The following is a 24,083-nucleotide window of genomic DNA, read 5'->3' as shown; positions in this document are numbered from 1 at the left end:
GAACGGAAGCATGTTTCCGTTTGTCTCCCGTTTTTAACCAAGACACTGATTTGGCCACTAAATCGAATTCTCTTCTTTCCGTTATCCTCAAGGTAGTCCTTCCGCTGGCGCTGATTGGTGGGATATTCTGGTTGTTCATCACCGGACTGCGGCCTGATGCAGTTGTCGAGCCGGTTTCCAAAGGCATTGCTTTGGATGCGGTCCCAGGTAGTCTTACGGTGAATCCGGCCTACAGTATTACTCTCACGACAGAGGTGAGTGGTAGCGTTCTAAGGAGTGCGCTCGAGCTAGGAAAAAGAGTTGAGGAGGGTGAGTTTCTGATCGAAATCGACCCTACCGACCTCCTTTTGCAGTATGAAGCGTTTAAGGCAAGCTACGAATCATTAGAGAGACGAGTTGAGTTAGACGCTGATGATCGGATAGCGCTCCAGAATCGCCAAGATGACCTTGATAACTTTGAACGCCTTTTTCGTGAAGGAACGCTATCAGGTTTTGAGATTCAACGTGAAAGAGAGGCCTTCCAGCTTTTCTTGGAGACTCAGACCGAAAAAAAAATTAACGACGAGACTCAGCTTCGGCAGATGGAGATCCAACTGAAGGAGTGGCGTCGGACACTTGAGAAGACCACCGTTCTTGCACCGGTTTCCGGTATCATCACCCGGATCTTCGCTTGGCCGGGAGAGTTGGTTGGGGTCCGCACGTCCCTGGCGGAGCTCTACAGCGACGAGCTTCTGATAGAGGCAAAAATCAACGAAGAGAACTTTGCAGGGATTCAGATTGGTCATCCAGCAAGAATTCGTTTCCTCGCCTTCGGAGATCGAATCTTTCCGGCCACGGTTGAGAAGGTGCTTCCGAACGCGGATCCTGAGACCCAGCAGTATACGGTCTACCTCCAGCTGGATGAGGGGGAGGAGTTTCTCCGGTCTGGACTGACGGGTGAGGTGAGCATCATCAAGAACCGTCGGGAGGATACGTTATTGGTTCCTCGACGGGCCTTGTTTGGAAATTTTGTGTTTGTTGTGGATAACGGAGTTGTTGAAATGCGCAGGGTCAGGAGCGGGTTTCTCGGGCTGAATCAGGCTGAAATCATCGATGGTGTCGAAGAGGGCGAAATTGTGATCGCGGACGAAATTGATCGTTTTCGTGATGGAGACAAGGTGTCCGTGATCCGCCCTGGTGAGCAAGGCTGAGCCCCCTGATTCCGTTCAAGATGCGGGGCTCAACGAACTTTCTGATAGCGATCCGTTTCCTTCTATCGAGGAAACGGTCGATGTTCATGAGCTTGGCTGGAATTGTCTTCGGGGTGGCATTCTTTATTGTCACTCAGGCGCAAACGTCGGGGTTTGAGCAGTTTTTCATTCGGACCATGTTGGGGGTAAATGGGGCTCTTCGGGTAGAGGACCGTATCCAGCAAACCATGCGTTCGATGGAGGTAGAGGGCGGCACCGGTTTTACGATTTCAATGGAGGATGGCGTTGACTACGTCGAAGGTGTGGAACACCCCGATGAGATTATGGATGCGATCCAGCGTTTCCGTGAGGTGGTCTCGGTTGCTGAAGTCCTGCGGGGTTCCGCAGAGATTAAGGGAAATTTCCGACAAATGTTTTGTAAGCCGTATGGCATCGTGCTCGACAGGTTCCTCAACGTTTCCGATCTGGAACAACAGATCCTTTACGGAGATCTCGACAGTTTCCGGGACAATCCGTTTGGTGTGATGGTTGGCTCCCGGCTGGCTCGTCGGATGTTGTTGGATGTGGGTGACCCCGTGCTCATCGAAGCGAGTGGGGAGAATATGAGGTTTCGAGTTTCGGCGATTTACGAAACAGGAATCGAACAAGTGGATAAAGAGAGGGTATTTCTCCACCTTCCAGCAGCTCGGACCCTGATGAAGAAACCTTTTGGTGTCTCCTACATCCAGGCAACGCTCCTCGATCATGAGCGTGCTCCCGAAGTGGCTGACCGGATCGAACGGGTTGTTTGGCATGGCTCGATGAGCTGGCAGGAGCGCGAGAAGACCTGGTTGCAAGTGTTTCGGGCCCTTCGGGTTTCGTCGGGGATAACCGTCTCCAGCATCATCCTGATATCGGGTCTTGGGATGTTCAATACGCTCGTTATGATCGTGATGGAAAAGACCAAGGAAATCGCGATTTTGCGCTCGATGGGGTACCGCCGGAAGGACATCTCACGCATTTTTCTTTGGCAGGGATTCACGGTTCTGATGCTTGGGATCGCCTTTGGATGTTCGCTGGCGGCCCTTTGTACGTATGGGATATCGCGCTTGCCGATCCGAATTCGTGGTATTTTCGCAACTGATAGCTTTGTCGTTCATTGGGATTGGATGCACTACCTTACCGCGGCGTTGATTGCCTCGGTCATTGTAATGATTGCGTCCTATATTCCGGCGAGACGTGCATCCCGGTTAGAGCCCGGCGATATCATTCGGGGAACCAGTGGTTGATGGTCATGAACAAAGAAGATCAGCTTGCTAAAGACCCGGTTCTCCGTTGCACGAATATACACAAGTACCTTGGAAAAGGGGAAGGCAGGGTTCACGTTCTTCGCGGGGTCGGTCTAGATCTTCACCCGGGATTGATGTATTCAATCGTTGGCCCCTCAGGCTGTGGTAAGAGCACGCTGCTCTACCTCCTCGGTCTTTTGGATCGGCAGGACGACGGAGATATATGGATTGCCGGGAATGATATGGGTAAGGCGGCGGATACCGCACGCACAGCGGTGCGAAATTCGTCCATCGGTTTTGTTTTCCAATTCCATTTTCTCTTGGCGGAGTTTACTGCGTTGGAGAATTTGATGCTTCCGATGCGAAAGCTCGAAAGGCTGGGTGAGGATGAGATGAGAGAGCGAGCGCAGAGACTCCTTGATGAAGTGGGACTCGGCAACAAGAGCCATCGTTTGGCGAACCAGTTGTCGGGGGGTGAGCAGCAGCGAGTAGCAGTGGCTCGGGCACTGGCGAACGAGCCGGCAGTCATCTTTGCGGATGAGCCAACCGGGAATTTGGACGTGAGGAACTCGACTATGGTCTTCGATCTACTCCGCACCCTTTGTCACGAACATGGCCAGGCAGTCTTGATGGTAACCCACAATCAAAACCTCGCTAAACAATGTGATGTTGTGCTCTCGATGCAGGATGGCGAGTTCGTCGAAGCTACTGAGCGCGAGTAGGTGGCATAAGGATCGAGGCCTCTTCTTGGGAAGTGGTTATTCATTTTAAACCCGTGGGTAGCACTCTCCACGGATTTTGGTTTGAGACACAGTTGCTCTAGAAGATAAATGTCATGGTGGTGGGAATGAACAAACATCGCACGGGCGTTTTCTTAGGTGTCGCTTTTTTTGTTCTCACGTGGATCTTCCCTTCTCCAGAAGGTCTCGGGGATACTGGATGGAAAGTAGTTGGCGTGGCTTTACTGATGGCGGTCTTTTGGTTGAGCGAGTGTATCCCAATATCGGCCACCGCGTTGATTCCGCTGGTTCTCTTTCCTTTGCTGGGAGTCTTGTCGATAAGGGAAACCGCCGCTCCTTACGCAAATCCTCTGATTTTTCTGTTTCTGGGAGGTTTTCTGATCGCTCATGCGATTGAGAAAACGGGTCTTCATCGCCGACTTGCTCTGCTTCTCCTTTCCCGTTGCCACCCGACGCCGAGAGGAATCGTCCTTGGTCTTTTGATTACCTCTGCAACGATCAGTATGTGGGTCAGTAATACAGCAACCGCCCTGATGATGTTGCCGATCGCTTTCTCAATTCTCTCTTTGTTTGTCGATGAGGAGCCGAAGAATCGTCATGTGAGCTCAAGGGCGCTGCTCGCAGTCGCTTATGGTTGCACGATTGGAGGAGTCGCTACCTTGATTGGAACTCCGCCGAATGCTCTTCTCGCCGCGTTTCTCGAGGAAACGAGAGACTACACCATAGGGTTTTCTCAATGGATGTTGATCGGTATACCGATTGCGGCCGTCGGCCTTGTTGCTGCTTACTTCGTTTTGCGTTCAGGCCTCGATAGGAAAAAAGGGACGGCTGGGATAGAGAAACGCCTGCAGCAGGCTCAAAGGAATTTGGGTCCGATATCGTTTTCAGAAAAGTGTGTGTCCATCGTTTTCGCGGTTACGGCGGTGGCATGGATGACCCGCCCGATCGTTGAACAATGGATTCCAGCCATCTCGGATGCGGGAATCGCGATCGCTGCGGGCGTCGTCTTCTTTTTGATACCAATGGAAAAGGGTAGTAGAGGTTTCATATTGGAGGCAGACGCTTTTTCTAAGATTCCTCTAGGGATTCTTATACTTTTTGGAGGTGGTCTTAGTCTAGCTGCAGCAATGAAGAAAACCGACCTTGACGATTGGATGGGAGTGCAGTTTGGAGCCTTGTCCGGGGTGCCCGAATGGATGATTCTCGTTCTTTTTTGTGGCTTTATTCTTCTCCTGACAGAGTTGACGAGCAATACAGCGACGACTGCCACGTTTCTTCCAGTTGCTGCAGCTTTGTCTCTGTCTTTGGATAGCTCTGAGAGCGCACTCTTGGCAGGAACAGCGTTGGCAGCGAGTTGCGCTTTTATGATGCCAGTGGGAACACCTCCCAACGCAGTCGTTTACGGGACAGGACAGATCGGAGTTCGGGAGATGATTCGGTCAGGAATCCGTTTGAATCTGCTTTTCTTAGTTTTGATTGTGGTCGCGGTTAAGACTCTGGGGCCTTTTGTCTTCTGACAAGAGCACTTTTCAATTAGTTTGAACCATCAGCCTGAGCTGATTTTGCGCCTCAACGAGGCGGAGCGACGCGCTGCGCACTAGAAGTGCGTGAGCGCCGCTCGAACGCTGTTGCGGCTCAAAAGCAGCCAGTCCTCCGGATGGGGTTAAAATGGGAGTTCGCGGCGTTAGCTTGGTGTTCACGGGCTTCAGCCCGCTACACACCAAGCCGCCTTCCTCCTTCGCTGAGAAGCTACGGCGAGACAAGTGCGCTGCTCTCATTTTAAATCCCACCTGACGGTTCAACCTAATCGAAAAGTGCTCTGGAGAACGAGGAATGAGGGAGCCTTCTCGTGGCGTAATATTAACTTCTGAATGCACTATCGCAGCCAAACTCTTCCAAATCCGGTTCGAGTTGCTCCCGACTGGAATCAGAGCCAATTCCGCAGATGGATGATCAGTTTCTCCTGTAAGTCTTCACTAAATACTTCGAGGTCATCTTCTGTCATCATACCGTGATGGAGCATCAACACCATCGCTTCATACATTTTTGAACGGGAGTGTTTATCCAGACAATCAGTCAGGACTCTAGCTTCTTCACGGATTTCTTCGTGTGTATCCCAAAACCGTTCGGTTGGGGTTTTCGTCGGATTCAGGAGCGAGTCTCGAAGACGCTGGTTGGTTTCTTCCAAATATCGCTCTCGCAGGGTATCAACCATCGACCGAAATTGCTTCCAGTCTGATTCAATCGGCTTTGAGTTCATCGAAAGATACTGTGTCCAGCGGGGATTGTTTTGGTATTACAACGAGTCAAAGGCTTCTTGCATTCTCTCCAAGCCTTCCGCGAGTTGATCGGGTGGACAACCAAAGTTTAGTCGAAGCCATCCTCGTTGGCCAAATGGCGCTCCGTCGGAGAGTCCCACTCCGAACTTTTCAAAAAGGCGAGCAGGATCTTTGACGGGTAAGCGCCTGCAGTCGAACCAGGCTAGGTAAGTAGCTTCCATCGGGTAGATGGTAATGAGTTCCGACTTATCGGAGAAAAAGTGATAAACGCGCTCACGATTTTTCCGCAATACCTTGAGTAACTCTTGTCGCCAGGATTCTCCGTTTTCATAGGCGGCCGTGCACCCTGCGTAGCCAAAACAATTGATTTCCGTGATGATTCCCTGAATCCCTCGTTTGAACCGTGCCCGCAACTCTCCATTTGGAACAACAGCGAACGCGCAGGCTAGCCCGGGCAGATTCCACGTCTTGCTAGGTGCGTAGAGAGCGATCAATTGATCAACTTCTGAGGTTGTTATTGAGAGCGCGGGAAGGTGTTTGACCGTAGGATCAAGGATGAGGTCACAGTGAATCTCATCCGAACACAGGATCCACTGTTTTTCCCTGCAGAGTGCCACAAGTCTCTGGAGGTCCTCAGCATCGAAGCAACATCCGACTGGATTGTGCGGGTTGCAAAGAAAGAAAGCACCACCGGAAGGCTTTTCTTCGAGGCTTGAGAAGTCCATTTCCCAGGAGTCTTTATTCCTGACGAGAGGGACTTTGTGTAGAGGCACGCTGGCGTTTTTGGGAGCGGTTAGAAATGGTGGATAGACCGGAGTAGAGGTGATTACTCCCTGTTCGGCAGAGCAGAATGTTTGAGCAATCAAATTCAGAGCTGGAACCAGACCGGGAAGCCAGATTAACCACTCTGGATCGATTCTCACTCCATGCTGTTCTTGTAAGTATCGAACTACGGAAGCAATTGGTTGGTCGAAAGGAATTGTGTAGCCGAAAACCCCGTGGGCGAGACGGGATGCAAGAGCAGTCTCGATCTCGGGTGCGGTCCGAAAATCCATGTCGGCCACCCAGAAGGGAAGGATGTCTTTGCCTGAATAGCGATCCCATTTCAAGCTCCCGGTTCCTCCCCGGTCAGGGCAACTGTCAAAGTCGTACTTCATACTGAACGGTGGATGGCAAAGATTGGTTTGGCCAGAAAGATAGTTGAATTCCAATACTTAGGATTTTACCCAGATACATTGATTGACTGGGCCTGGAAATTGCCAGATTTCCTGGTTTTCCAGATCACCAATGACAAGGGTTTGGTGTTCGATCCAGGCCGGCTGGTCACTGTTGGAGGTTTCGGCATGGAAAGGGGACCTTCGGGTGAGGGGTAGGGCGAAGTAACGCTGGTCCTCCGAAAGGGCAACGGGCCTCGATTTCTTTCGTTCGGGATGTCGATTGGCAGGAATGGAAACAATGCTCTCAGCAACTTCTGACGCAGGATTGTAGCGGGATAGCGATCCACTGTTCTCGGAAAAGAACAAAGTTGAAGCGTCCTCGTTCCACACGGGAAACCCTCCACCGCTCTTCACCCATTCGGTTCGTCTCCGTCGAAGAGGTTCGAAAAGTGAGAGACTGGGACCGCCGACTACGATTGAACTGTTCCGTGGATGAAAAGCGGCTCCGTCTCGACCGTCTCCCCAGTCAGAACCGGAGAGGGTGAGGCGTCTCCTTCCCCTTAGGCTCACCTGTTGAAAACCATCCGGACCATGAAAGAGAAGGCGGTCACTTGCCGGCGATGCAGTCACGGGATGTTGGCATCCGTTGGGAAGGGCTCGAAGAAGCGACTTCTTCTGGTCGAGGTCGAAGAGGCCTAGTTGGTGTTGGAGAACGATTCCAGGTTTCTCGGTTCGACTAGCATCGGTAACGACGAGACCCACCAAAAAAGGTTTGTCGGGAATCTTCTGTAACATCCAGGGAACCGTTCTCAATGGATTGAGCGTAAAGCACATTTCCCTTTCGCCCGAAGAGAGGTTTATCGCGATAACCCCATTTACCTGATTTCGTGTTGCAAGAGATGGGCAGTAGTAGCGGTAGAGTAGATTGGTGTTCGGATCGTAAGCGAGAGGCGACTCGACCATTCCGGGCGCACCTAAAGATCCGACGTTGGAAAAATCAGTCTTCGCTACGCAGATCTCCTCATTGTTCTCCCAAGCGATTCTCCACTTGCAGGGACGAGGGTGCACTTCTTTCCAACCAGATCCTGTGCGAAGCGGTAATTTCCGATGAACGGTCATCAGAACTCAAGGATGGGGTTTTTCGGGATCGTACGAGTGCTCTTCGGGAATTTTTTGTTGAACAAATTGATAACGGTTGTCGGGATTTGTTCCTGGGAGGAAAAGAAGCAGCGTACCATAAATCTTCCAGGCTATTAGCCGCAGAGGTCAGCTTCCAGTCGAGTGCAGATTCGATTGGCAGCTTTTCCGTCACCGTAGGGATTTTTCAGAGCACTCCGCTTTTGGTATTCCGCTTCGTTTTCCATCAAGAGGGAGGCTTCCTGCATTATTCTATCGGGATCTGTGCCGACGAGGCGACAGGTTCCGGCATCGATTCCTTCCGGTCGCTCAGTGATTTCACGCATGACAAGGACAGGCTTGCCCAGGCTCGGAGCTTCTTCCTGAACGCCTCCTGAATCACTAAGGAGGAAATGACAACGCCCCATTAACCAGATGAAATCGTAGTAGCCACATGGTTCCGCGAGGCAGATGCGCGGATGGCCTTTGAGCATACGGTAGACAGGCTCCTGGACACTTGGGTTCAGGTGAACGGGATACAAGACTCCTAGATTCGGCCATTGCTCGACTAGATTGAGGATGGCTTTACAGATATTCTCAAAACCTCCTCCAAAGGACTCTCGACGATGACCGGTAACTAAAATCCATGGGTTGTCCGTCTGCAAAAAACGCGACGCGAAACCAGTATCAATTCCGCAGCGATCCACGATCTCACTCGCTGTCAGACCTACGGATTCTTGTTGCTGACGGACCCAGAGAAGTGCATCGATCACGGTGTTTCCCGTGACCTCGCATTGAGCGTCCGGAATGGATTCCTTCAAAAGGTTGTTTTGGCTAAACGAGGTCGGGGCAAAGCACCACCTGGAAATGGGATCGACCAGTCTGCGGTTCATTTCCTCGGGCCAGGGAGCATCAAAGTCGTAGGTTCGCAGACCAGCCTCAACATGGCCGATCGGGATTTTCTCGTAAAAACTTGCGAGAGCGGTTCCCAAGACTGTTGTGGTGTCACCCTGCACCAACACAGCCTGCGGTTGGATCTCTCGAAGGGCTTGCGTTGCACCTTTTATCACCGCGGCTGTTAAGGTGGAAAGGGTCTGTTCTGGCCGCATGAGGTCGAGATCGATGTCCGGTTCAATGCCGAAGACCCCGAGAGTTTGATCCATCATTTCCCGGTGTTGAGCGGTCGAGCAGAAGATCGGTTCGAGATAGGAGGATCTTTTCAGCGCAAAATAGACCGGCGCCATTTTAACCGCCTCTGGTCGCGTTCCTGCGACTACTAGGACTTTGTGCTTATTCACCGCCCTTACCCGCCTGCTTCATTGCTCCACTGACTGCAATTAGGGATAGGCCGATAAAAATCAGGTCGATTCCAAGGAAGAGCCCAAGGATGTAGATAGAGGACTCTGGCCACTCGGCGAGAACGAGGCCACCGAGGACGATCGTGATAACCGCGTTTACAACTGCAAAGCCGGTTGCCTTGCCTGACCCACGCAGTTGAATCGCTGCAACCAATCGGAACACTCCGCTTACAAGAAAGAAGATACCCAGAAGAGCTGTTAGAGCGACGACGCCCTTGAGAGGATTGAGAAGGAAAAGCACTCCGACAACTGCTGTTAAGGCCCCGACAAATCCAGCAAGGAGCCAGTTTTTCGAACCGATTGAGCCGAATGCTGAAAACACCTGAACGAGACCGCCAATGACAAGGAGGGTGCCAATAAAGACCTCGATTCCCAAGGTGAAGACACCCGGCAACGAGATCGCAGCGATTCCCAAAATGACCGAGAGAATACCGCCCCAGAAGGCAGCCTTACTGTTCCGTCGAAGCACGTCGGGTCCGAGATTGGCAAAAGGATTTGGGAGGCTAGGAGTTTCAGGCATGACCCCGAAAATCTCGGAAAAGGGGAGGGGGATCAACTGAAAGTTTTGAAACAAGGGTTTTGATTCGAGGCTCCCTCGCACCCGAGGATTGACACCACGCGAAAGACTTCGTTTGTCTGATCTCGACGGTGGTAGTAGCTCAGTTGGTTAGAGCATCGGTTTGTGGTACCGAGGGTCGCCGGTTCAAATCCGGTCTACCACCCCAATTTTTTGATCAAGAGATCTCTTTCAGGAGGTTTGATAGATTCAAGAAATGGCCGTAAGAGGCTGTTTTTGCCCGTAAATCAACGACTTACACAACATCTTCCTCCTTGGTGGAGGTTTGATGAATTTCTAATAGAAAAAGGCCGGAATTCAGAGGTTTGGTACTTTTTTCCGGGACGTTCTTCCGGAATGCACTCGCTTTGCAAAATGGATTCAACGTGATTGAAACGGCGGTGCATCTTAAAAGAAACGGGTCTGTCCGGACGGTTCGATTTCCGGCTCTAGGTTAGATTCCCGCCAAGCCAGGGCAACGTAAGTGACTGCGGAAAAACCGGTCTTATTTGTTTTCATTGGACCGTTGAGGATCACGCCGTCATCGTCTCTGAGCTCGTTGCAGCGGCCGGATATACTAGATTCCTTACGACCGGTCTTCTGAGCTAGATCCTCAATGCTCGGACCTGGGCCGTCAACGATGGGGTCCCATGCCCGTATGGCTGTATATAACTCCAGCTTCAATCCACGCAGATTGTCGGAAACTTTGGCTAGGGAAAGGCGGCTGGTCCACTGAATCGACATCTTTACCAGGGTGTTTCTCCGGAGGGAACGGGAACTGGATCGTCAGGGACTCGCCGGCGAGCATCCTCTTGGCGACTTTTTGCCACTCGTTTCGCAGGTTGCTTTCCACGACCTTCTGAGGGGATAGCGGCCCGGACGACCTGATCATGCCGATATACAAGCGCTCGAATAACTTGCTGCCAGTCTCCAGCCATCGCTGAATCAATAACGGGAATGTCCGATTTCGGGTTCAGCCTACGAAGAAGGTAGAGAATGTAACCTTCTCGAGGAGGTCCTCTTCGGATTTTGTCAGCCTCCTGTTGGCGCTGAGAACTATCTAGCACAGCCTCGATGCGATCGAGCATGTCCTCTGCAAGGTAGCGAGCTCGTATCTCGGGCTGATTCTGTAGTTGTAGTTGGACTAGTAAGTCATCGGCCAATGACCAAGCAAAGAAGACGGCTAGAACTGCATCGACGTCTTTGTTGTTGAATTCTTTTGACGATTCAGGGGCACCGACATCAGCATGAATCTCGCGACGGCATTGATCTGCTTCCTTTTTGGTCAGTGGACCCCGTTTAGCCTTAATCTCAGCGAGGGCTTTAGTCCACTCGGCCCGATACATTCTGATCTGCTTGGCCGTCACGAGGAGAGGAGTTGGGATTCTAGGTCTTTGCGGGTTGCGATTAGTTCGCGGCGTTTGGCTATGCGTTTCCGGTTTTTCTCGGGGTCGACGTGCTCGTAGGCTAGATCGGAGTCGGTCAGTCGGTTGTCGATTGCTCTAAGCTTCTCTTTGATCTCCCAGGTGGAGAGTTTTTTCTTGGGACCAGAGTCGCTCTTGAAAGAGGGATCGGGGTAGACGGTTTTCCAGTCGTTGTCCGCTGATATGGAATGCTGAATCCCTGCGACGGCCGCGGCGGCTCCCCAAGGAGTAAGCTTCTTTAGTAGCTGTTTCTTTGCCCGATCAGAGTATGCTTTCCGGCCGTCATTCGTTCGGAAACCCAGCCAATCCTTCCATGCCTCTCGGAAGTCGGGCGTGTCGAGAGCTTGCGGAATCTGGACGGGCTCGGACATTTCAATATCTGACAGTTGTCGCCTAATTACTGTTCTCAGGAAGCAAAACCCCAGTGACCTGAATGCGTCTTCCTAGTAGTTTTCGCGTAGCGGGTATGCCAACCAGCTCCGTTTGCCCGTAGTTGATGCTTTTGTCCACTGGTTCCCATCTGTAATACTCGTCTCCGCCAACCCATTTGGAAACGCATTCCCAAACCTGAGAACCACACGCTTGATTCAATTCGCTATCGCTCATGACTCACCTCAATCGTTAGACACAATTGTGGTCGGAGAGATACTTAAAGTCCCCGCACTGCCTTACCCTGACAGCGACAATTGCCCTACCACCATTTCGCATCGCATAGTCTTGCGCTTGCTTGTGGGCCTGTTCCATTTGCCCACGCTCGTATTCAAAAAGTTTCAATTCACCTTCGTTTTCCACAATCACGATATGGGGAAGGTCTTTTACGTCATCGGTTGATATAGCCATAAGTCTAACCAGTCAGTGGAGAGGAACGCGAGTTTCGCCCCCGGAGTTGTTTGTTGTTCGAGGGCTCGCGTCCCTCACTTCGGCGTTGGCCGGACGCTCCGCTCCTTCGTCGCTCCGCTCTCCGGTGCCCTTACATTCTGGGCAGTTCATAGTGTCGATTTTGCCATCTGGGCAGTCTACAAAGTCTAAGCCCCATCCTTTGCATTTCGGGCACCTCCGCCCGTCCAATGAGGGCGGTCCTTGCATTGCCCCTACGTTGTCTCCCGTCGCTTCGCGCCGTCCAACAACTTGGTCCAACACACCCTTCTCTCCACGTCGGAGGATAGCCATGATTTCTTCCCTCGCCTGAATGAAACTCATGCCTTCGTGCTTTACCATAAAAACCACATCTAAGATCTCTTCTTCGTCTATCATGTCTTTCCTCCGACGTTACGTTACGGGACGTTGACCGCCCTCATTCTGTGGAACACCCAAAACAAATTCATCCGAACTTCGACGCTCCCACTCGAAAACTCTTCTTAGTTTTGCTTTCTCGCGTCTTGTGAGTCTTAGATCATCCTTTCTGGGGCAGCGGACAATTTTCACAGAACCAGACGGTTGAGCTGAACTCGCTTTACTCATCACTCACCTCCATCGTTAGCAGGAAGAAAGCATTTCATCGCGTTCCCATTCGGCAGCTTCTCGTGGTCTCGTATTTTTCCAGTCATCACCAAAGCTCTCTATGAAAGCTCCAGCGTTTTCGTAACCCCATCGAAAGGGTGTCCTAGTTAGCTTCCGCAGACGCATTGCGTATTCGATCTTCCAGATGAGTTTTCTCATTCCCCTGATTCTTTGATTAAAAACTGCCAACGAATCACTTTAGGCGGCCTTCTCAGCGTCGGTCTTCTCCTCGTCGAGGAGTTTGGCGACGAGTTTGTCGACGTCGTCGTTAGTGCTCTTGATTACGACTGCGTCGGTATCGGCTTCGATGGTGAGGCCGAGTTTCTTCGCATCTCCAACGTCGAGTTTGTTGATCGCAGCGCGGCGGGGTTTCTCGGTAACTTCAATCAGGTCATCGGCTCGTTGGGGGAAAAGAGAGCGGATCTTTTTGACCAGGGCTTTCGGGTCCTTCCAAGTGATCTTGCCCTTCTGTTTCTGGAGGCCGAGTTTGATGCCGGAAAGGGTCACGGTGCGTGGCTTCTCAAAAGCCTCGGGGTTTGTTTCGATTAGTCCTCCGAGTTTTGCCTTTGAGTCTAGGCACTTGGCAACGGCTGATCGGATGCCTGGTAAAAGCCGCCGTTTCGCTGCCTCAATCTCAGCATGAAGCGCGTCGATGCGTTTAGAAAGAGTCTCCCGATTCCCGGAGTGATCGCGGGAGGCCGATGTGAGTTGTTTTTCTAGGTCTTCGTTCATGGTCTGGGTTGGGAGGTTGAGGATTGTTTGCGGGCGTGGTGTAGTTCTGCACCCACGCGGATGAAGGCGAAAAAGGTCGCCATGGAGTAGACTAGCCAGAGTATCAGCGGCACTGGGCCTTTCATCGCGAGGTCTACAACCGCGCAAAGAGCAGCTCCGTAGGTTTGGATTAAGGCGATGATTAAGATGGTTTCGTCTCTCATGACTATGCGGCGTCGTCCCATTCGTCTTCGGCACCTTCTCCATAGGTAGCGTTTGCCATGATCGTGAAGTGGGCATCTGCTACGTGCTTCCAATCGAGAGTTTGCTTCTCGAGCTTTGCCAGCTCCTCAGCGTATCGGATCCTCTCGCAAAGAGCTTTTAAGCCTTCATGTCCAGCCATGTAACGCAGCTCTGCCAATGGTTCGAAGATGTGTTCAGAGTCCAACTTGATCTCCATACCCTTTGACGGCCACGGAAGACCGTAGTGGCTTAGGATGACTTTCATATCAGTCACACGGACCACGTTTCCGAGGTTGAGGCGGTGAACGCCACGGCGGAGTAGCTGTTCGAGGTCTCCCTTCTTATGTTTGTTGATCCGATCGCGGGCCAGATTGGTTCCGCAGATGACGCCGCCGCATTCTACCTCATCCAGGATTTCACGGATCACTTCCAGGCATGCGAAGAAGCTTTCCTTCCGGTAGGTATGTTGGAGTTGGTGTATCTCGTCAAAGATCAGCAGTTGTCCGGGATCGATTGTCCCCTTGAGGAGTTCGATCAGTCTCGCGTTGTTCGTGTTGATCGGCTGGCCGGCCGCGTCGCAAATACGATGAACCATACCCCCGAGGCCACTGGCAGCCTTCATTCGGATGTAGATGGTCCGTGTGTGATTGTTTGCTTCTGCATAGCGTTTCAGAGCAAAGGTCTTACCGATGTGGCTTGCCCCCCATATAAAGGCAGGGGTATGGCTCTCTCGGGAGAGGTCGCAGAGCGTCCAGATTCGGCGAGCGGTCGGAGTCTCAATGAAGAGCTTGTTCTTCACAGCCTCGCGGGCTTTCTTCGCTGCGATAAAGTTTCTCGTGGCATCGAGAAACTTCTTGCTTGGCACCAAGCGAATATGGGAGTTCTTCGGATCGGTATACCTTCCGTTGAAGATCTTGCTGACAGTCGATGCGTGAACGTCGATTTCAGCGGCGAACTCAGTCTTCGAGATGCTGTATTTTCGGCATAGAAGGAACGCGTCGACCAGGAGGTTGACGACTTCTTCGCCGGCATATTCAAGGTTCTCTCTCAACTGTTTCGTTGAGAAGTTCCAGCTGGCTTTGGCGACGTTCCCCGCAGTCGGGGTCATCTTGTCGTCTTCCTCTTCGTTATCGTCCTCGGGAGCGGGTGCTGCGGTCTTAGTCATGTTTTTTAGTTAGTGTTTTGCTTTAAGAGTCGTTCTGGAGAGAACCGGTCTTCGACATCCTCCAAAGGTTCGTCGTCTTGCGGTTCGGATGCCTTGGAGAGTAGCCTTGAAGAATCGAATTTGTCTGAGTCGGGGTTTGATCGACTGGCCCGTCGGATCGTGGCTTCGCGTTTCTTTTCGCGCTTCTCCGCTTCCCGAGCCTGTGTGAATTTCCCAGGGACGTCGTCACGGGTTTCGGCAGCGAGGCGGAGGGTATCTTCGTTGTTGTCCAACCGTTCAGCGAAGTGCTTTTGCTGTTCGGGCAAGAGGCTGCGGATGTGGTCGAGCTGTTCTTCCTGCCAGCGGTGGACTTCGCCGGCACGTTTGGCGATAGCGGTTTCATCCGTGATGTCGACCGTGCCTTTGCGGGGTAGCGTGGCGAGATAGGCTCCCGACTTCCGGCAGGCGATGACGCAGTGGGTGAGATCGTCGGAAAGGTAAGCAAGCACGCCTTCCTTGACTCCGTCATGGCTAACGGATTGTTCCAGATCGGCAGGGCCGAAGATCATCGCCTCCCTGGAGAGCTTCTGATCGGAAATTGTGATGTTGCCTTCCCGGAGCGTGGCGGGGCGCTTTTCCGCATAGAGTGCGTAGAGGACTTCTGGATCCACTCTTTGCCACTGGCTTGCATACGGCTTGCCGAGGCGAATAAACCTCTCTGCGGGAGCTTCCTGGCGAGGGGTCAGTTTGATGCCGACTCTCTCTTCTGCGGGAATGCTGTTTAGATCGTCCTGAGAATGCCAGTGGCCCGAAGAGTCCTTCCATTCGAAGATCCTCTCAAAACCCTGGAGCTTGTGCTTCACCCGCCAGTTGAGCGCTTCGACGATTTCCCCGACGACATGGTTGGCTTCGTCGAGAGCGAGAACGGGGAAAGAGAGTTGCTTCGCAAGGGGCTGATCCGGAGAGAGGGGCCCGTCGATGATCTTCTCCGCTCGGGCGATCAGGCTGGTCGAGTATTTGACGCGGGCTGGCTGATCCCCGCGGGTGAGGTCGAACCGTCTGCCCGTGGTGCCTTCCAAGTGATTGCTGTGGGTGTGGAGGATGCGGAAGAACGACTCGATCCATCCTTTCATACCAGGCCGGCCCCACTCTTCGTGGAAGCCGCTCTCGAGGAGCTTGCTGCGCCCCATGCCGGTGTAATCGGTTTCGAGCCGATCCCCCATCAACTGAAGAAAGGCTTCTTCATCGGGCTGGTTCAGACGGGCGGCTGCCATTTCCATCAGCCACTTCATCTTCCAAGGGGGAAGGCCGCAGTCGGTCAGAACTTTGAGAAAGAGATGGCGCACGTCTGCCCCGTTGATGCTCATGCGGGTGTTCTCGGCCTTTCCCTTTTCGGTATCTTTCGAACGAAGAGCACGGCCCTTGATGCCGAAAGCGAGGATGCGGCCTGTTGCGACATCGAGCGCGAAGATCGCGTCGACGTAAACGATCTGCCAGGCGTTATCGACAAACATCCTCACTTGTAGATCAAGGCGCACGTCATCGATCGTGATGAGCTGCATAGGGAGAAGCTTCGAGCGGTCACGGATCATCTGCTCGCCCCATGAAGTGCGGAGGCGGTTGGTCTGCCCCTGGGCGGCCTGACGCATGGCTCTGCTGGGAAGAGCTTTCTTTAGATGGCGCCAAAGTGTAGAGTAGCTCCAGCTGGGTGGGAGGTCCGCATCGCGCTGGATCTTTCCGGACGGGACGGGAAGGCCTTGTTTGGGATACCACTCGGAAGCGCGGCCGTAACCAGGTATCGGCTCGTCGGCAAACCACTCGCGCTTAAGGCGAGCGTGAACGCCGGCAAAGGCGTCGTTGTTTCGGGTGGTCTCCGAATAGAGAGTGACAAGGTATTCGATGAACTCACGGGGATGCTCGTCGCCGCCGTTTGTGTATTGACGAACCAGGCATCGCCAATCGTTAGGATGGAAGACCTCACCGGTCTCTTTGCCGTTTTCATCGGTCTTGCGGCCGCCCTTCTTCCACAGCTTGTATTTGGCGCGGATGCGTCCGGGAGACATGCCCCGAATGTTTGGGTGCATTGTCCTGACCTCGCGGGAAAGCTGGACCGCTGCTTTGCCGATTCTGCCAGGGCCGGCTTCTTCGAGCCGGCGAAACAGTTTAAGGTGTAACAAAACGTTGCGTTGTTCCGAAATCGGAAGATTCACAAACTCGCCGAACTGTCGGGCTGGAACCCAATCAGTGACGCGATCGCAGATGAGTATTCCAGTGGCCTCTGGAGCCAAGTCGGCAGTTGCTAAGGCGATTTCGCTCATACCGATCCTCCTGTCCGCTTGTCGGCTTTGCCGCTTCGAATCTTCTTAGCCAGGTTCCGCATCTCACGGGCCTCGTCTGCGATCGCGTTGGCTATGGTCTCCAGCTGGTCCGCGGCTTTCTCAGGGTCTTTGACGACCTCTTCCTGAAAGACAGGATTCGTCCAAGAGACTTCCATCTCTGTGAGGTGGCCGTTGAAATCGTCTGTGAAGACCTGCCAAAAGTCGATCTGCTCGGACTTTTTTTTGGGAGTCGGGTATGCTTTTCCGTCTTTGCCTTTTCGGGTTGAGGTGTGTGAATCACACACCTCCTTTCGGACATGACCGACCATCTGATTTCCGACCTTACAGATGTCGGCGATTGAACGGTCGGACATCTCCGGCCATTTCTTAAGGGCTGAGGTGACGGCCTTTCGCTTGTCTGCGTTTGTTCTCCGCAAGCCATGGTTGGCGTTGGCACCGCAGGCGTGTTTGAAGGCTGCGTCTCGGCCTCCTGAGTAAACCTTAGCGTTGATAGTATTCTTGCCGCGGACCTTTTTAATTGCGTAGCACCTGGTCCAGCCGTCACCAATATAATAGGTGCCGGATTTGTCGGCGGCGAAGAGGACGATGGGCGGAACGTCGTCGCCAGCTTTGTAAGCCTCAACCAGATTGTCTACCTGGTCGCCATCTCCCGCGCTGTCATCGCGCATTTGGAGGTCGGTAGCTGTCAGGTCGATTTCCTTTAGAGGGATGTCGCTGATCTCAAACTCCAGTTTTTCAGTTCCCGGTTTATCAGTTTTCGGTTTTGTCGGCATGAGAGTCTAGGCGGTTGCTGGGTTGATCGTCGCCGTCTTCTGGACTGTGGCGAGGTGTGGCAAAGCGGAAGGAAGAGACTGGATAACCGTCGTTCCCGTAGTGGATGTAGGTTGCTTTCAGGAGGGCTTTGACCATGGCTTCGGTCTCTGCACGGCGGCACATGAAAACAGCGATTTGTTCGGTCAAGTTTTTCACAGAGTCGCCCGATCCCGCATGAATCGAAACTCCGTCGATCTCCGAGCCGGTTACCGACTCGTAAGCAACTACGCAGGGAGAAGGTCGGACGTTCTGGATCATCTTTTCGAAGGGAGAAGTTTGAAGAGTGAAGTGTGAGACGCGGGGATCATTAGGCGTTCCATAGTGGCATTAGGATTCCGGCTATCTGAGGGCCGGCCCAAACGTAGTATCCGTAGTCTCCGTCAAGGTGCTCACAAGGTGGTCCTTTCATCCACTTGACTGGACCTGCACAGTTCTGGATCTTGCGGAGGTAGGCGGATGATACGACTTGATCGAGAAACGCGATTCTCTCGTAAACCTCCATGGTCCATCGCTCTCCTTCGTCTTCCATTACTTCGTATTTCGGAGACGGGAGATCTGGAGTGGGCTCGCCTTGTTCCCAGCAAAACGGACTTAGGCTGAAGATCGTGTTCAAAAAAGACCTGATGGAGTCGCTATGTTGCAGGGGTATTGATTCCTCTGGTTTCGCCCACCGAAGAGTATCTTCAACAGCGGCGAACACCCGCCCGTCTGTGGCGGCTGTCCACTCTCCGCCCAAAGAGTCTTCGAAACAGAACGGGCTCCTGAAAACGTATCGAATATCATCGCGTGAGCAGAAGGGTTGGAGGTTCTCAATTCTTAGAGCGCTCATCGTAGATCCTCCAAGATTTGGTCGATCCGTTTAATCATGCGGTTGCGACGAAGTCTCTCGGTCTCCTCTACTTCGCTTCGCAACCATTCGTAGTCTTTGCGCATCTGTGCTTCGGTTAGTTTCGGCTGGAGATTTGAGCTGTTGGTTGAAAGACTCTCAGGTCATGGAAGGCCCTAGGAGCTATGGGTGGGAAGCCCTCGTCGCGATTCTCGTCGCCTTGTGGGGCCTCGCTTGTGTGATCCATGGGTTTGTCTTGCGGATCGCTGCACGATACCGCGCTCGCATGAATCGCGAGTAGTGGCATCTTCATATCCGCACCCCTCTCTTTTGGAGTTCGCGGAGGCAGTCCTGTGTGTGCTGGCGGAGTTGGTCGGTCGTTAGCTGCTTGTGGAGGGGATCGAAGGGAGCGGTCAGGCGGGAAAGTAGCCAGGCGTGCCAGCTCTCACGGGGAATGCGCAAGTGAGTTCGTTTCGACCGGCCTAGAGAATCCTCTGAGGCGATGCCATTGCGACGGGAAATGTCGATCGCCTGAAGGTCGCCAGAATCAATTAGGCGGTAAACGTGCTCCTCACTTACATCGATGGGCGATTTCTCTCCGCCGATTTGCTGTGGCCGCAAAACGGATACGCCCGGAAAATCGAGGCTGGCGAATGGGAACTCTTTTTGCATGTCAGCCGTATCGCAGGGTGAGTTGGAGCTGCTCCTGGTGTTTGGCGACCTGACGATAGGAATCGACGAGATCATCGATGCTCTTCGCCAGAGTTTCGTTTGCACATATCGCTCGATATGCCTTCAGGACCTCGATCCGTTTCGAGATCGGCTCCTCTTCGATTTTTTCGAAAAGAAAAGAAAGGATGATTTCGGCCGAACTCATTTACCGACCTCCTTTTTGAGAGCCTCCATGATCCGGACGGTGATGACACCGCCTCGCCGTCCCGTCAGTGCATCCTGAACAGTGGATCGCGGGAAGCCGTGTTTCCTCGCGAAATCAGAGACGTTCATTCCCTTCAGGATAAGAGCGGCACGGATTCTCTTTGGATTCGGTTTTGGGATTGACGATTTCGTTGGCATGTTCGAGAACTGCGGAAATTTTTTGCAGAATTGCGCGAATCAAATCAAGAACAAAATCGAGAATTTCTCGAAAATTTTTCTGTTCGGCTTAACACGCTCATTGAAGAGCGTCGCCTGAAGTTGAATGAAATAGCCGATGCCTGCGGCGTCTCTGTCTCCACTGTTAGTGGGTGGCGGACGGCTAAATGGCTTCCCAGGGGCAACGCATCCAAGCTATTGGCGGATTTTCTCAATGTGTCGGCAGACTTCCTTTTATACGGAAAAACCGCAAAGGATTCGAGTTATTCTATAATTTCTGAGGCTGCTCAGAAGTACGGATCCAATGTGCAGATCCAGACATCTTCACTTATTTGGGTGCCTGTCGTGTCCTGGGCTCAGGCCGGCCAGGCTGAGTCATTCGATGAGCTGCCTGCCGAATGGCAGGAGCTGATCCCGGTCGATTGTCCGGACAAGCATGCGTTTGCGATCCGCCTGGTGGGCGACTCGATGGAGCCCGAGCATCGGGAGGGAGAGATCGCCGTGGTGATGCCGTCTCATCAGCCCAAGAATGGCTGTTTGGTTGTCGCCCGCCTGAAAAATGATGGCGTCCTCTTTAAGAGGTTTTTCGTTGAAGATGCCGAACAGCACCTTTTTCGGCTGAGCTCTTACAACCCCGTTTACCCATCTCAAGTTTACCCTGAAAACTCGTTCTCTTGGATCTACCCGGTGTGGTCGGTCCAGAGGAGGGTTTGGTAGATAAATTTTGACCACGAAGAACACGGAGGAAAGACCATGAAGAACATTACAGTTATCATTGGACTACTAATATTGGTTTCATCCACATGGGCGGACGTTCCGAAGCGAGGATCGCTCGTCGATGAAGACGGGGAGAAGCATTGGTTTACTCTGAAAATGGAGGCGTCCAGCTATTTCACAGATGACGACAACTTTACCGCCAACACTCTTTTCCTCCAGCTGGAAGAACCTCTTGCCGATACGGAGATCAATCGCGCTATTTTGGCTGATGCAGCCATCCGCTACTTGGGATTCACCAACCGATCCGGTTTCGGCACTCGACCAGACCAGTGGAAACAGAAAGGTAAGTTTCAGGAGAAAGGGATTTTGATTCGCAACTCGGAGACACCGCAGGTCGTTTGGTTTATTCCGGTAGGCAAAGGTGAATTTCTGTCGGGAGCCAACGCTGCGGTAGGCATCCCGGGAAGCTGAAAATCGTACTGTACGAATCGAACGTTGAAAGAAGAGAAGACCATAGAAAACTCGCGGCCGTGGCCACCGCCGAAGGACTACGCTGGATTGCAGGTATCGGTCGAGCTGAAGGATGGGATGCGTACTTGGGCGAATCGCTACGGGCCGGGGCAATGGCATTTGCGGGAAGAGTCTGATTCCCCGGCTGTGCGTTGGTGGCCTTCTCGGGAGATCAATGGGATGACGGTGTAAGTCCGCAGATTTCGCAGATTGGCGCAGATTTGAGAGGGGGAATTTTGAAGATATGAATACCAAAATGATGAAAGATCTAGCCGAGGCGGATCGAGCGCTCATGGAATTACGGCTTCTTTGCAAGGACCAAGAAATGTTCCAAGCCGTTAAAGCCGATTTGAAGGTTCGCTGTTCGAGATCTTCCAAGGGTTTTTTTGATACGATTACTGATTTGAAGAAAGAGATCCTTCGGGATGAGTGGAAGCCGCCGCAGAAAGATAAGGCGGCGTTGAATTGATTACTCTCCGGCTTGTCGGAGACTGCACCCCACCTACCAAACGCCGTTCTTGCGGCCTTTTTTTTGCCCGGATCTCTTTTTCCGCAACTGGTGTCTACTGGTGTGTCCGGTGTCCTTTGGGATTTTCTGAGACTTTGATAATCTCGGGCCTCACTCATGGAGGCCGTAGCCAAAGAACAATCCAAACGCCGCTCGAAAGTCGAGACTAAAGCAGGCTCGACTCGCTCACCGCAGGCCCGGAACACGATCACGACGGGTGCGCTTATGGCGAGCGTCTCGCGGCCTAAGAAAGATGGGCAGGGGCGACCCGCACTGCATGGACCGGCCGCCATCCTCAACCGATTGGACTGCGGACAAGGGATCCGAGTGGTTTACCCGTATGGGCTTATCCGTCCTCTCGTGACCGAGCTGGCGAAGTGTCTCGACGCGCCCGATCTCAGAATCCTCGTTGCCGATCTACTCGATGGAGAAAGCCCTTCGACTGGCTCAGGGCAATCCGCAAGCGGATTGGAGGCTACGGCATGATGTTTCAAACTTCCTTTCCATCCGTCCAGAGCAGTCTGCCGTCGCCCTTCGGGCTTTGGCGTGACAAGGGTTTTTTCAATGTTTTGACCCGCCCGGCTTTTGACTATCTGAGCCGCAGGCGATCGCCGGGGAGGGTCCGGCGAGCGGATGGGATGCTTTCGCATTTCAAATTTGAGATTTCAAATTTGAGATCTTTCCGCCCGATGGACGCGCTTGCCTTCGCGCTCGCGCACGTCCGGGGCCAAGCTCGTTTGCCGGGCTTACTTTCTCAAGCGAAGAGAAACGCCGGGGGAGTCGTCTCCCGCGGGGACGCCCCCCGGTGTGGATTTTCACCTTCCATCTTCCATCTTCCATTTCCCATTCGATGAAAGCCTGGATCCTTTGCATTTCCGGCTTCACGGAAACGATTGGTGAGCACACGGGCACGGCGCGGCTTTGGAAACAGTTGCGCAAGCTGTCTTCTCCCGAAACGAGCGTGCAGCTTTTCGAGTGGGATGAGAACTGGCGGAAGAAGGCCGCCTTCATCGCCGAGCATTCCGATCCGGATGTGCGCATTTTGGTTTGTGCCTACTCCTGGGGAGCCGGTTACGGTTTCCGCAAGCTTGCAAGGCACTTGCAACACTACGACATCGCGATTGAAACGGCGGTGCTCTGCGATCCGATCTACCGCTCGCGCACTCTCTTTCTCCGCTGGCTCGCCTTCGTGCCAGGGCTGCCGATACGCATCCCCACCAACGTCCGCGAAGTCTTTTACTTCTTCCAGAGGAAGGATCGTTTGTTGCGTGGCCACCACCCTAAAGCAGTGAGTTTAGGAACGTGGATCCGCCCGGGCGTGGAGATCGATCGCAACCACTCCGGCATCGATGAGCACCAGAAGTACCACACTCTCGCTCACGGCGAGGCTCTGCGGATTTTGAACCAATCCCCCCGCGAGGCAGGTCAGCCAAACCTGGAGGAAGGATGAGCAAGGCCATCCAGATCGTGATGCTCCTTTCCCTCGCGGCCGTGCTCATCGCGGCACTCATGCCCGGTAATCTTCTCACGCAAAGACGCCAAGACACCAAGAAACAGAACCATGCAACTCAATAGACTCGGAAACAAATCCGGCATTGCCGGGATCATCCTCGCCGCTCTCGGGCTGGGTGGGGGTAGTTTTAGCGACCAGATTGCGGCAGAGTTCGCACCGCCGCCGCCTTACGTCTCTTACGAAAATCGCCAGACAGTGCAGGCGCTACAGGAAGCGGTTAACCGGCTCGCCAGGGTCATCACACACGGCGGGGCGATCACCACGCAGATCAAAGAAAACGTCGAGGTGATCCGCCGGCAGGCCGCAGAGACTACCACTACCGCGTTGGAAGAAGGCAAGGCCGAGGTTTTACAGACTCGGGACGAAGTAGTCGCGACGGTGCGTGAGAGCCTGAATGGGCTCATGGTCAAGGCAGCGAGTTGGCTCTCGGGGATAGTGGGTATCTTTATGACCTCGGCAGGCTTTCGATCATCCGCCTCACGGCGGGATGCTACAGAGGAGGATGCCCAATGATCCGCTTGCTCTCAGTTTTCGTAGCATCGGGCGTAAGCCTGATGATGACCGGGTGCGCCTCATGGCAGGCCGAAAGGCAGGCTGCCCACGACTCTGCTATTGAGCGGACGGAGATCATCGGGGATACCGTCGAGACGCTTTCCGGCGCCACTCGAACGGTCACAACCGACTCGTTGATCGACGACCAGGGTAAGCCCTTCAGTCGCGAGACTGTCACAACTACCCCCGGTGATCGCCAACTCGTTTCGGTGGGATTCTCACTGGAGCCGGGGGCCAGTATCGAGTTCCGCAACAACGGAACCGCTTCGGCCTCAATGCAGATCGAAGTCGGCGAGCCGGTCGCCAGCATGACCAATGCCTTCAACGACACGCTCGACCATGCCGAAACCGCGAAAGACTCCGTCATGGAGACGGCCGTGCCCGCCGCTACCGATGCTGTCCAGACGGTTGTAGTCACCTCCGTGGGTGCGGTTGCCGGGATCGAAATCGCCAAGAACGCCCGGCCCGAAGTGGTTAGCCCGGAAGTCGTGGAAGTCGAAGTGCCCTCAGAAACCGAAACTGAATAA

35 protein-coding genes and 1 tRNA gene are annotated in these 24,083 nt (G+C 53.3%); 15 read left to right on the top strand and 21 right to left on the bottom strand.

Annotated elements, in window-relative coordinates; translation table 11 throughout:
• The first annotated feature begins 50 nt into the window (after positions 1–50).
• The 4 genes from AAGJ81_01635 to AAGJ81_01620 all read left to right on the top strand — a co-directional run bounded on the left by AAGJ81_01635 (position 51) and on the right by AAGJ81_01620 (position 4,715).
• Positions 51–1,190: an efflux RND transporter periplasmic adaptor subunit gene (locus tag AAGJ81_01635; GenBank protein ID MEM0964837.1), complete on the top strand. Its 1,140-nt coding sequence runs from the start codon at positions 51–53 to the stop codon at positions 1,188–1,190.
• Positions 1,191–1,276: 86 nt separating this feature from the next.
• The gene (locus AAGJ81_01630; GenBank protein ID MEM0964836.1) at positions 1,277–2,458 is read left to right on the top strand and encodes an FtsX-like permease family protein; all 1,182 of its coding nucleotides are present in this window, start codon (positions 1,277–1,279) and stop codon (positions 2,456–2,458) included.
• Positions 2,459–2,463: 5 nt separating this feature from the next.
• Complete coding sequence (locus tag AAGJ81_01625; protein ID MEM0964835.1) at positions 2,464–3,180, top strand: ABC transporter ATP-binding protein; 717 nt, start codon at positions 2,464–2,466, stop codon at positions 3,178–3,180.
• Between the two features lie 125 nt (positions 3,181–3,305).
• A complete protein-coding gene (locus AAGJ81_01620; protein MEM0964834.1) occupies positions 3,306–4,715 on the top strand; it encodes an SLC13 family permease in 1,410 nt (469 codons plus the stop codon).
• 410 nt (positions 4,716–5,125) lie between these two features.
• Here AAGJ81_01620 and AAGJ81_01615 read toward each other — a convergent pair whose 3' ends face one another.
• From AAGJ81_01615 to AAGJ81_01595, 5 genes are all read right to left on the bottom strand, one after another.
• A complete protein-coding gene (locus tag AAGJ81_01615) occupies positions 5,126–5,458 on the bottom strand; it encodes a hypothetical protein (GenBank protein MEM0964833.1) in 333 nt (110 codons plus the stop codon).
• A gap of 36 nt (positions 5,459–5,494) precedes the next feature.
• Positions 5,495–6,634 carry a PatB family C-S lyase gene (locus AAGJ81_01610; GenBank protein MEM0964832.1) on the bottom strand — a complete coding sequence of 380 codons (1,140 nt, stop codon included), beginning with the start codon at positions 6,632–6,634 and terminating at the stop codon, positions 5,495–5,497.
• A 57-nt stretch (positions 6,635–6,691) separates the two neighbouring features.
• Complete coding sequence (locus AAGJ81_01605; GenBank protein ID MEM0964831.1) at positions 6,692–7,702, bottom strand: hypothetical protein; 1,011 nt, start codon at positions 7,700–7,702, stop codon at positions 6,692–6,694.
• Between the two features lie 185 nt (positions 7,703–7,887).
• Positions 7,888–9,048: a UDP-N-acetylglucosamine 2-epimerase (non-hydrolyzing) gene (wecB, locus tag AAGJ81_01600; protein MEM0964830.1), complete on the bottom strand. Its 1,161-nt coding sequence runs from the start codon at positions 9,046–9,048 to the stop codon at positions 7,888–7,890.
• Positions 9,041–9,628 (bottom strand): DUF308 domain-containing protein, encoded by a 588-nt coding sequence (locus AAGJ81_01595; protein ID MEM0964829.1) that lies wholly within the window; start codon positions 9,626–9,628, stop codon positions 9,041–9,043. The genes wecB and AAGJ81_01595 overlap by 8 nt, the downstream gene beginning before the upstream one ends.
• A gap of 128 nt (positions 9,629–9,756) precedes the next feature.
• On the opposite strand from AAGJ81_01595, the gene AAGJ81_01590 reads away from it, so the two are divergent.
• Positions 9,757–9,833 (top strand) — tRNA-His (locus AAGJ81_01590).
• A gap of 239 nt (positions 9,834–10,072) precedes the next feature.
• Here AAGJ81_01590 and AAGJ81_01585 read toward each other — a convergent pair.
• From AAGJ81_01585 to AAGJ81_01525, 13 genes are all read right to left on the bottom strand, one after another.
• Positions 10,073–10,408 (bottom strand): hypothetical protein, encoded by a 336-nt coding sequence (locus AAGJ81_01585; GenBank protein ID MEM0964828.1) that lies wholly within the window; start codon positions 10,406–10,408, stop codon positions 10,073–10,075.
• 2 nt (positions 10,409–10,410) lie between these two features.
• Complete coding sequence (locus tag AAGJ81_01580) at positions 10,411–11,031, bottom strand: hypothetical protein (GenBank protein MEM0964827.1); 621 nt, start codon at positions 11,029–11,031, stop codon at positions 10,411–10,413.
• Complete coding sequence (locus AAGJ81_01575; GenBank protein MEM0964826.1) at positions 11,028–11,459, bottom strand: hypothetical protein; 432 nt, start codon at positions 11,457–11,459, stop codon at positions 11,028–11,030. The genes AAGJ81_01580 and AAGJ81_01575 overlap by 4 nt, the downstream gene beginning before the upstream one ends.
• Positions 11,460–11,481: 22 nt before the next feature.
• Entirely contained in the window at positions 11,482–11,694 is a 213-nt protein-coding gene (locus AAGJ81_01570; GenBank protein MEM0964825.1) for a hypothetical protein, read from the bottom strand.
• Between the two features lie 15 nt (positions 11,695–11,709).
• A complete protein-coding gene (locus AAGJ81_01565) occupies positions 11,710–11,928 on the bottom strand; it encodes a hypothetical protein (protein ID MEM0964824.1) in 219 nt (72 codons plus the stop codon).
• Between the two features lie 12 nt (positions 11,929–11,940).
• Complete coding sequence (locus AAGJ81_01560; GenBank protein MEM0964823.1) at positions 11,941–12,342, bottom strand: hypothetical protein; 402 nt, start codon at positions 12,340–12,342, stop codon at positions 11,941–11,943.
• A gap of 444 nt (positions 12,343–12,786) precedes the next feature.
• Positions 12,787–13,320 (bottom strand): hypothetical protein, encoded by a 534-nt coding sequence (locus AAGJ81_01555; GenBank protein ID MEM0964822.1) that lies wholly within the window; start codon positions 13,318–13,320, stop codon positions 12,787–12,789.
• Positions 13,317–13,523 (bottom strand): hypothetical protein, encoded by a 207-nt coding sequence (locus AAGJ81_01550; protein ID MEM0964821.1) that lies wholly within the window; start codon positions 13,521–13,523, stop codon positions 13,317–13,319. The genes AAGJ81_01555 and AAGJ81_01550 overlap by 4 nt, the downstream gene beginning before the upstream one ends.
• Positions 13,524–13,525: 2 nt before the next feature.
• Positions 13,526–14,707, bottom strand: a complete 1,182-nt coding sequence (locus AAGJ81_01545; protein ID MEM0964820.1) for an ATP-binding protein — start codon at positions 14,705–14,707, stop codon at positions 13,526–13,528.
• Between the two features lie 5 nt (positions 14,708–14,712).
• The gene (locus tag AAGJ81_01540; GenBank protein MEM0964819.1) at positions 14,713–17,004 is read right to left on the bottom strand and encodes a hypothetical protein; all 2,292 of its coding nucleotides are present in this window, start codon (positions 17,002–17,004) and stop codon (positions 14,713–14,715) included.
• Positions 17,001–17,798, bottom strand: coding sequence for a hypothetical protein (locus AAGJ81_01535; protein MEM0964818.1), 798 nt, complete (start codon positions 17,796–17,798; stop codon positions 17,001–17,003). The genes AAGJ81_01540 and AAGJ81_01535 overlap by 4 nt, the downstream gene beginning before the upstream one ends.
• On the bottom strand, positions 17,776–18,096 hold the full coding sequence (locus AAGJ81_01530) for a hypothetical protein (GenBank protein MEM0964817.1): 321 nt from the start codon (positions 18,094–18,096) through the stop codon (positions 17,776–17,778). Before AAGJ81_01530 ends, AAGJ81_01535 begins: the two co-directional genes overlap by 23 nt.
• Before the next feature lie 49 nt (positions 18,097–18,145).
• Entirely contained in the window at positions 18,146–18,667 is a 522-nt protein-coding gene (locus AAGJ81_01525) for a hypothetical protein (GenBank protein ID MEM0964816.1), read from the bottom strand.
• A 163-nt stretch (positions 18,668–18,830) separates the two neighbouring features.
• Here AAGJ81_01525 and AAGJ81_01520 point away from each other — a divergent pair, with 163 nt between their 5' ends.
• Positions 18,831–18,965 (top strand): hypothetical protein, encoded by a 135-nt coding sequence (locus tag AAGJ81_01520; protein MEM0964815.1) that lies wholly within the window; start codon positions 18,831–18,833, stop codon positions 18,963–18,965.
• An 8-nt stretch (positions 18,966–18,973) separates the two neighbouring features.
• Here the strand turns inward: AAGJ81_01520 and AAGJ81_01515 are convergent, their stop codons facing one another.
• From AAGJ81_01515 to AAGJ81_01505, 3 genes are read right to left on the bottom strand one after another with little or no spacing between them, the layout of a single operon-like run.
• Positions 18,974–19,336, bottom strand: coding sequence for a hypothetical protein (locus tag AAGJ81_01515; GenBank protein MEM0964814.1), 363 nt, complete (start codon positions 19,334–19,336; stop codon positions 18,974–18,976).
• A 1-nt stretch (position 19,337) separates the two neighbouring features.
• Positions 19,338–19,541, bottom strand: a complete 204-nt coding sequence (locus AAGJ81_01510; protein ID MEM0964813.1) for a hypothetical protein — start codon at positions 19,539–19,541, stop codon at positions 19,338–19,340.
• The gene (locus AAGJ81_01505) at positions 19,538–19,738 is read right to left on the bottom strand and encodes a hypothetical protein (GenBank protein ID MEM0964812.1); all 201 of its coding nucleotides are present in this window, start codon (positions 19,736–19,738) and stop codon (positions 19,538–19,540) included. Before AAGJ81_01505 ends, AAGJ81_01510 begins: the two co-directional genes overlap by 4 nt.
• Positions 19,739–19,768: 30 nt before the next feature.
• On the opposite strand from AAGJ81_01505, the gene AAGJ81_01500 reads away from it, so the two are divergent.
• The 9 genes from AAGJ81_01500 (at position 19,769) to AAGJ81_01460 (ending at position 24,083) form a co-directional block, all read left to right on the top strand.
• Positions 19,769–20,473 carry an XRE family transcriptional regulator gene (locus tag AAGJ81_01500; protein ID MEM0964811.1) on the top strand — a complete coding sequence of 235 codons (705 nt, stop codon included), beginning with the start codon at positions 19,769–19,771 and terminating at the stop codon, positions 20,471–20,473.
• 36 nt (positions 20,474–20,509) lie between these two features.
• Positions 20,510–20,944 (top strand): hypothetical protein, encoded by a 435-nt coding sequence (locus AAGJ81_01495; protein ID MEM0964810.1) that lies wholly within the window; start codon positions 20,510–20,512, stop codon positions 20,942–20,944.
• A gap of 24 nt (positions 20,945–20,968) precedes the next feature.
• Positions 20,969–21,175, top strand: a complete 207-nt coding sequence (locus tag AAGJ81_01490) for a hypothetical protein (GenBank protein ID MEM0964809.1) — start codon at positions 20,969–20,971, stop codon at positions 21,173–21,175.
• Positions 21,176–21,239: 64 nt separating this feature from the next.
• The gene (locus AAGJ81_01485) at positions 21,240–21,452 is read left to right on the top strand and encodes a hypothetical protein (GenBank protein ID MEM0964808.1); all 213 of its coding nucleotides are present in this window, start codon (positions 21,240–21,242) and stop codon (positions 21,450–21,452) included.
• A 156-nt stretch (positions 21,453–21,608) separates the two neighbouring features.
• Positions 21,609–21,977: a hypothetical protein gene (locus AAGJ81_01480; protein ID MEM0964807.1), complete on the top strand. Its 369-nt coding sequence runs from the start codon at positions 21,609–21,611 to the stop codon at positions 21,975–21,977.
• Between the two features lie 364 nt (positions 21,978–22,341).
• Positions 22,342–22,941 carry a hypothetical protein gene (locus AAGJ81_01475; GenBank protein MEM0964806.1) on the top strand — a complete coding sequence of 200 codons (600 nt, stop codon included), beginning with the start codon at positions 22,342–22,344 and terminating at the stop codon, positions 22,939–22,941.
• Positions 22,938–23,066, top strand: a complete 129-nt coding sequence (locus tag AAGJ81_01470; protein MEM0964805.1) for a hypothetical protein — start codon at positions 22,938–22,940, stop codon at positions 23,064–23,066. Before AAGJ81_01475 ends, AAGJ81_01470 begins: the two co-directional genes overlap by 4 nt.
• Positions 23,053–23,517, top strand: a complete 465-nt coding sequence (locus tag AAGJ81_01465; GenBank protein MEM0964804.1) for a hypothetical protein — start codon at positions 23,053–23,055, stop codon at positions 23,515–23,517. Before AAGJ81_01470 ends, AAGJ81_01465 begins: the two co-directional genes overlap by 14 nt.
• Positions 23,514–24,083, top strand: a complete 570-nt coding sequence (locus AAGJ81_01460; protein MEM0964803.1) for a hypothetical protein — start codon at positions 23,514–23,516, stop codon at positions 24,081–24,083. The genes AAGJ81_01465 and AAGJ81_01460 overlap by 4 nt, the downstream gene beginning before the upstream one ends.

Source organism: Verrucomicrobiota bacterium, from assembly GCA_038744685.1.
Taxonomy (GTDB): Bacteria; Verrucomicrobiota; Verrucomicrobiia; order Opitutales; family Puniceicoccaceae; genus Puniceicoccus.
Note: the sequence above shows the minus strand (reverse complement) of the source record. Positions and strands in the feature narration are given on the sequence as shown.

Coding starts and splice junctions, on each gene's coding strand:
- AAGJ81_01560 (MEM0964823.1), bottom strand. CDS start 12,342: ATGATAGACGAAGAAGAGATCTTAGATGTGGTTTTTATGGTAAAGCAC.
- AAGJ81_01465 (MEM0964804.1), top strand. CDS start 23,053: ATGCAACTCAATAGACTCGGAAACAAATCCGGCATTGCCGGGATCATC.
- AAGJ81_01630 (MEM0964836.1), top strand. CDS start 1,277: ATGAGCTTGGCTGGAATTGTCTTCGGGGTGGCATTCTTTATTGTCACT.
- AAGJ81_01505 (MEM0964812.1), bottom strand. CDS start 19,738: ATGCCAACGAAATCGTCAATCCCAAAACCGAATCCAAAGAGAATCCGT.
- AAGJ81_01470 (MEM0964805.1), top strand. CDS start 22,938: ATGAGCAAGGCCATCCAGATCGTGATGCTCCTTTCCCTCGCGGCCGTG.
- AAGJ81_01510 (MEM0964813.1), bottom strand. CDS start 19,541: ATGAGTTCGGCCGAAATCATCCTTTCTTTTCTTTTCGAAAAAATCGAA.
- AAGJ81_01585 (MEM0964828.1), bottom strand. CDS start 10,408: ATGTCGATTCAGTGGACCAGCCGCCTTTCCCTAGCCAAAGTTTCCGAC.
- AAGJ81_01595 (MEM0964829.1), bottom strand. CDS start 9,628: ATGCCTGAAACTCCTAGCCTCCCAAATCCTTTTGCCAATCTCGGACCC.
- AAGJ81_01555 (MEM0964822.1), bottom strand. CDS start 13,320: ATGAACGAAGACCTAGAAAAACAACTCACATCGGCCTCCCGCGATCAC.
- AAGJ81_01550 (MEM0964821.1), bottom strand. CDS start 13,523: ATGAGAGACGAAACCATCTTAATCATCGCCTTAATCCAAACCTACGGA.
- AAGJ81_01480 (MEM0964807.1), top strand. CDS start 21,609: ATGGAGGCCGTAGCCAAAGAACAATCCAAACGCCGCTCGAAAGTCGAG.
- AAGJ81_01535 (MEM0964818.1), bottom strand. CDS start 17,798: ATGCCGACAAAACCGAAAACTGATAAACCGGGAACTGAAAAACTGGAG.
- AAGJ81_01540 (MEM0964819.1), bottom strand. CDS start 17,004: ATGAGCGAAATCGCCTTAGCAACTGCCGACTTGGCTCCAGAGGCCACT.
- AAGJ81_01620 (MEM0964834.1), top strand. CDS start 3,306: ATGAACAAACATCGCACGGGCGTTTTCTTAGGTGTCGCTTTTTTTGTT.
- AAGJ81_01570 (MEM0964825.1), bottom strand. CDS start 11,694: ATGAGCGATAGCGAATTGAATCAAGCGTGTGGTTCTCAGGTTTGGGAA.
- AAGJ81_01575 (MEM0964826.1), bottom strand. CDS start 11,459: ATGTCCGAGCCCGTCCAGATTCCGCAAGCTCTCGACACGCCCGACTTC.
- AAGJ81_01610 (MEM0964832.1), bottom strand. CDS start 6,634: ATGAAGTACGACTTTGACAGTTGCCCTGACCGGGGAGGAACCGGGAGC.
- AAGJ81_01485 (MEM0964808.1), top strand. CDS start 21,240: ATGATGAAAGATCTAGCCGAGGCGGATCGAGCGCTCATGGAATTACGG.
- AAGJ81_01530 (MEM0964817.1), bottom strand. CDS start 18,096: ATGATCCAGAACGTCCGACCTTCTCCCTGCGTAGTTGCTTACGAGTCG.
- AAGJ81_01525 (MEM0964816.1), bottom strand. CDS start 18,667: ATGAGCGCTCTAAGAATTGAGAACCTCCAACCCTTCTGCTCACGCGAT.
- AAGJ81_01625 (MEM0964835.1), top strand. CDS start 2,464: ATGAACAAAGAAGATCAGCTTGCTAAAGACCCGGTTCTCCGTTGCACG.
- AAGJ81_01545 (MEM0964820.1), bottom strand. CDS start 14,707: ATGACTAAGACCGCAGCACCCGCTCCCGAGGACGATAACGAAGAGGAA.
- AAGJ81_01495 (MEM0964810.1), top strand. CDS start 20,510: ATGAAGAACATTACAGTTATCATTGGACTACTAATATTGGTTTCATCC.
- AAGJ81_01515 (MEM0964814.1), bottom strand. CDS start 19,336: ATGCAAAAAGAGTTCCCATTCGCCAGCCTCGATTTTCCGGGCGTATCC.
- AAGJ81_01520 (MEM0964815.1), top strand. CDS start 18,831: ATGGAAGGCCCTAGGAGCTATGGGTGGGAAGCCCTCGTCGCGATTCTC.
- AAGJ81_01460 (MEM0964803.1), top strand. CDS start 23,514: ATGATCCGCTTGCTCTCAGTTTTCGTAGCATCGGGCGTAAGCCTGATG.
- AAGJ81_01615 (MEM0964833.1), bottom strand. CDS start 5,458: ATGAACTCAAAGCCGATTGAATCAGACTGGAAGCAATTTCGGTCGATG.
- AAGJ81_01565 (MEM0964824.1), bottom strand. CDS start 11,928: ATGGCTATATCAACCGATGACGTAAAAGACCTTCCCCATATCGTGATT.
- AAGJ81_01475 (MEM0964806.1), top strand. CDS start 22,342: ATGAAAGCCTGGATCCTTTGCATTTCCGGCTTCACGGAAACGATTGGT.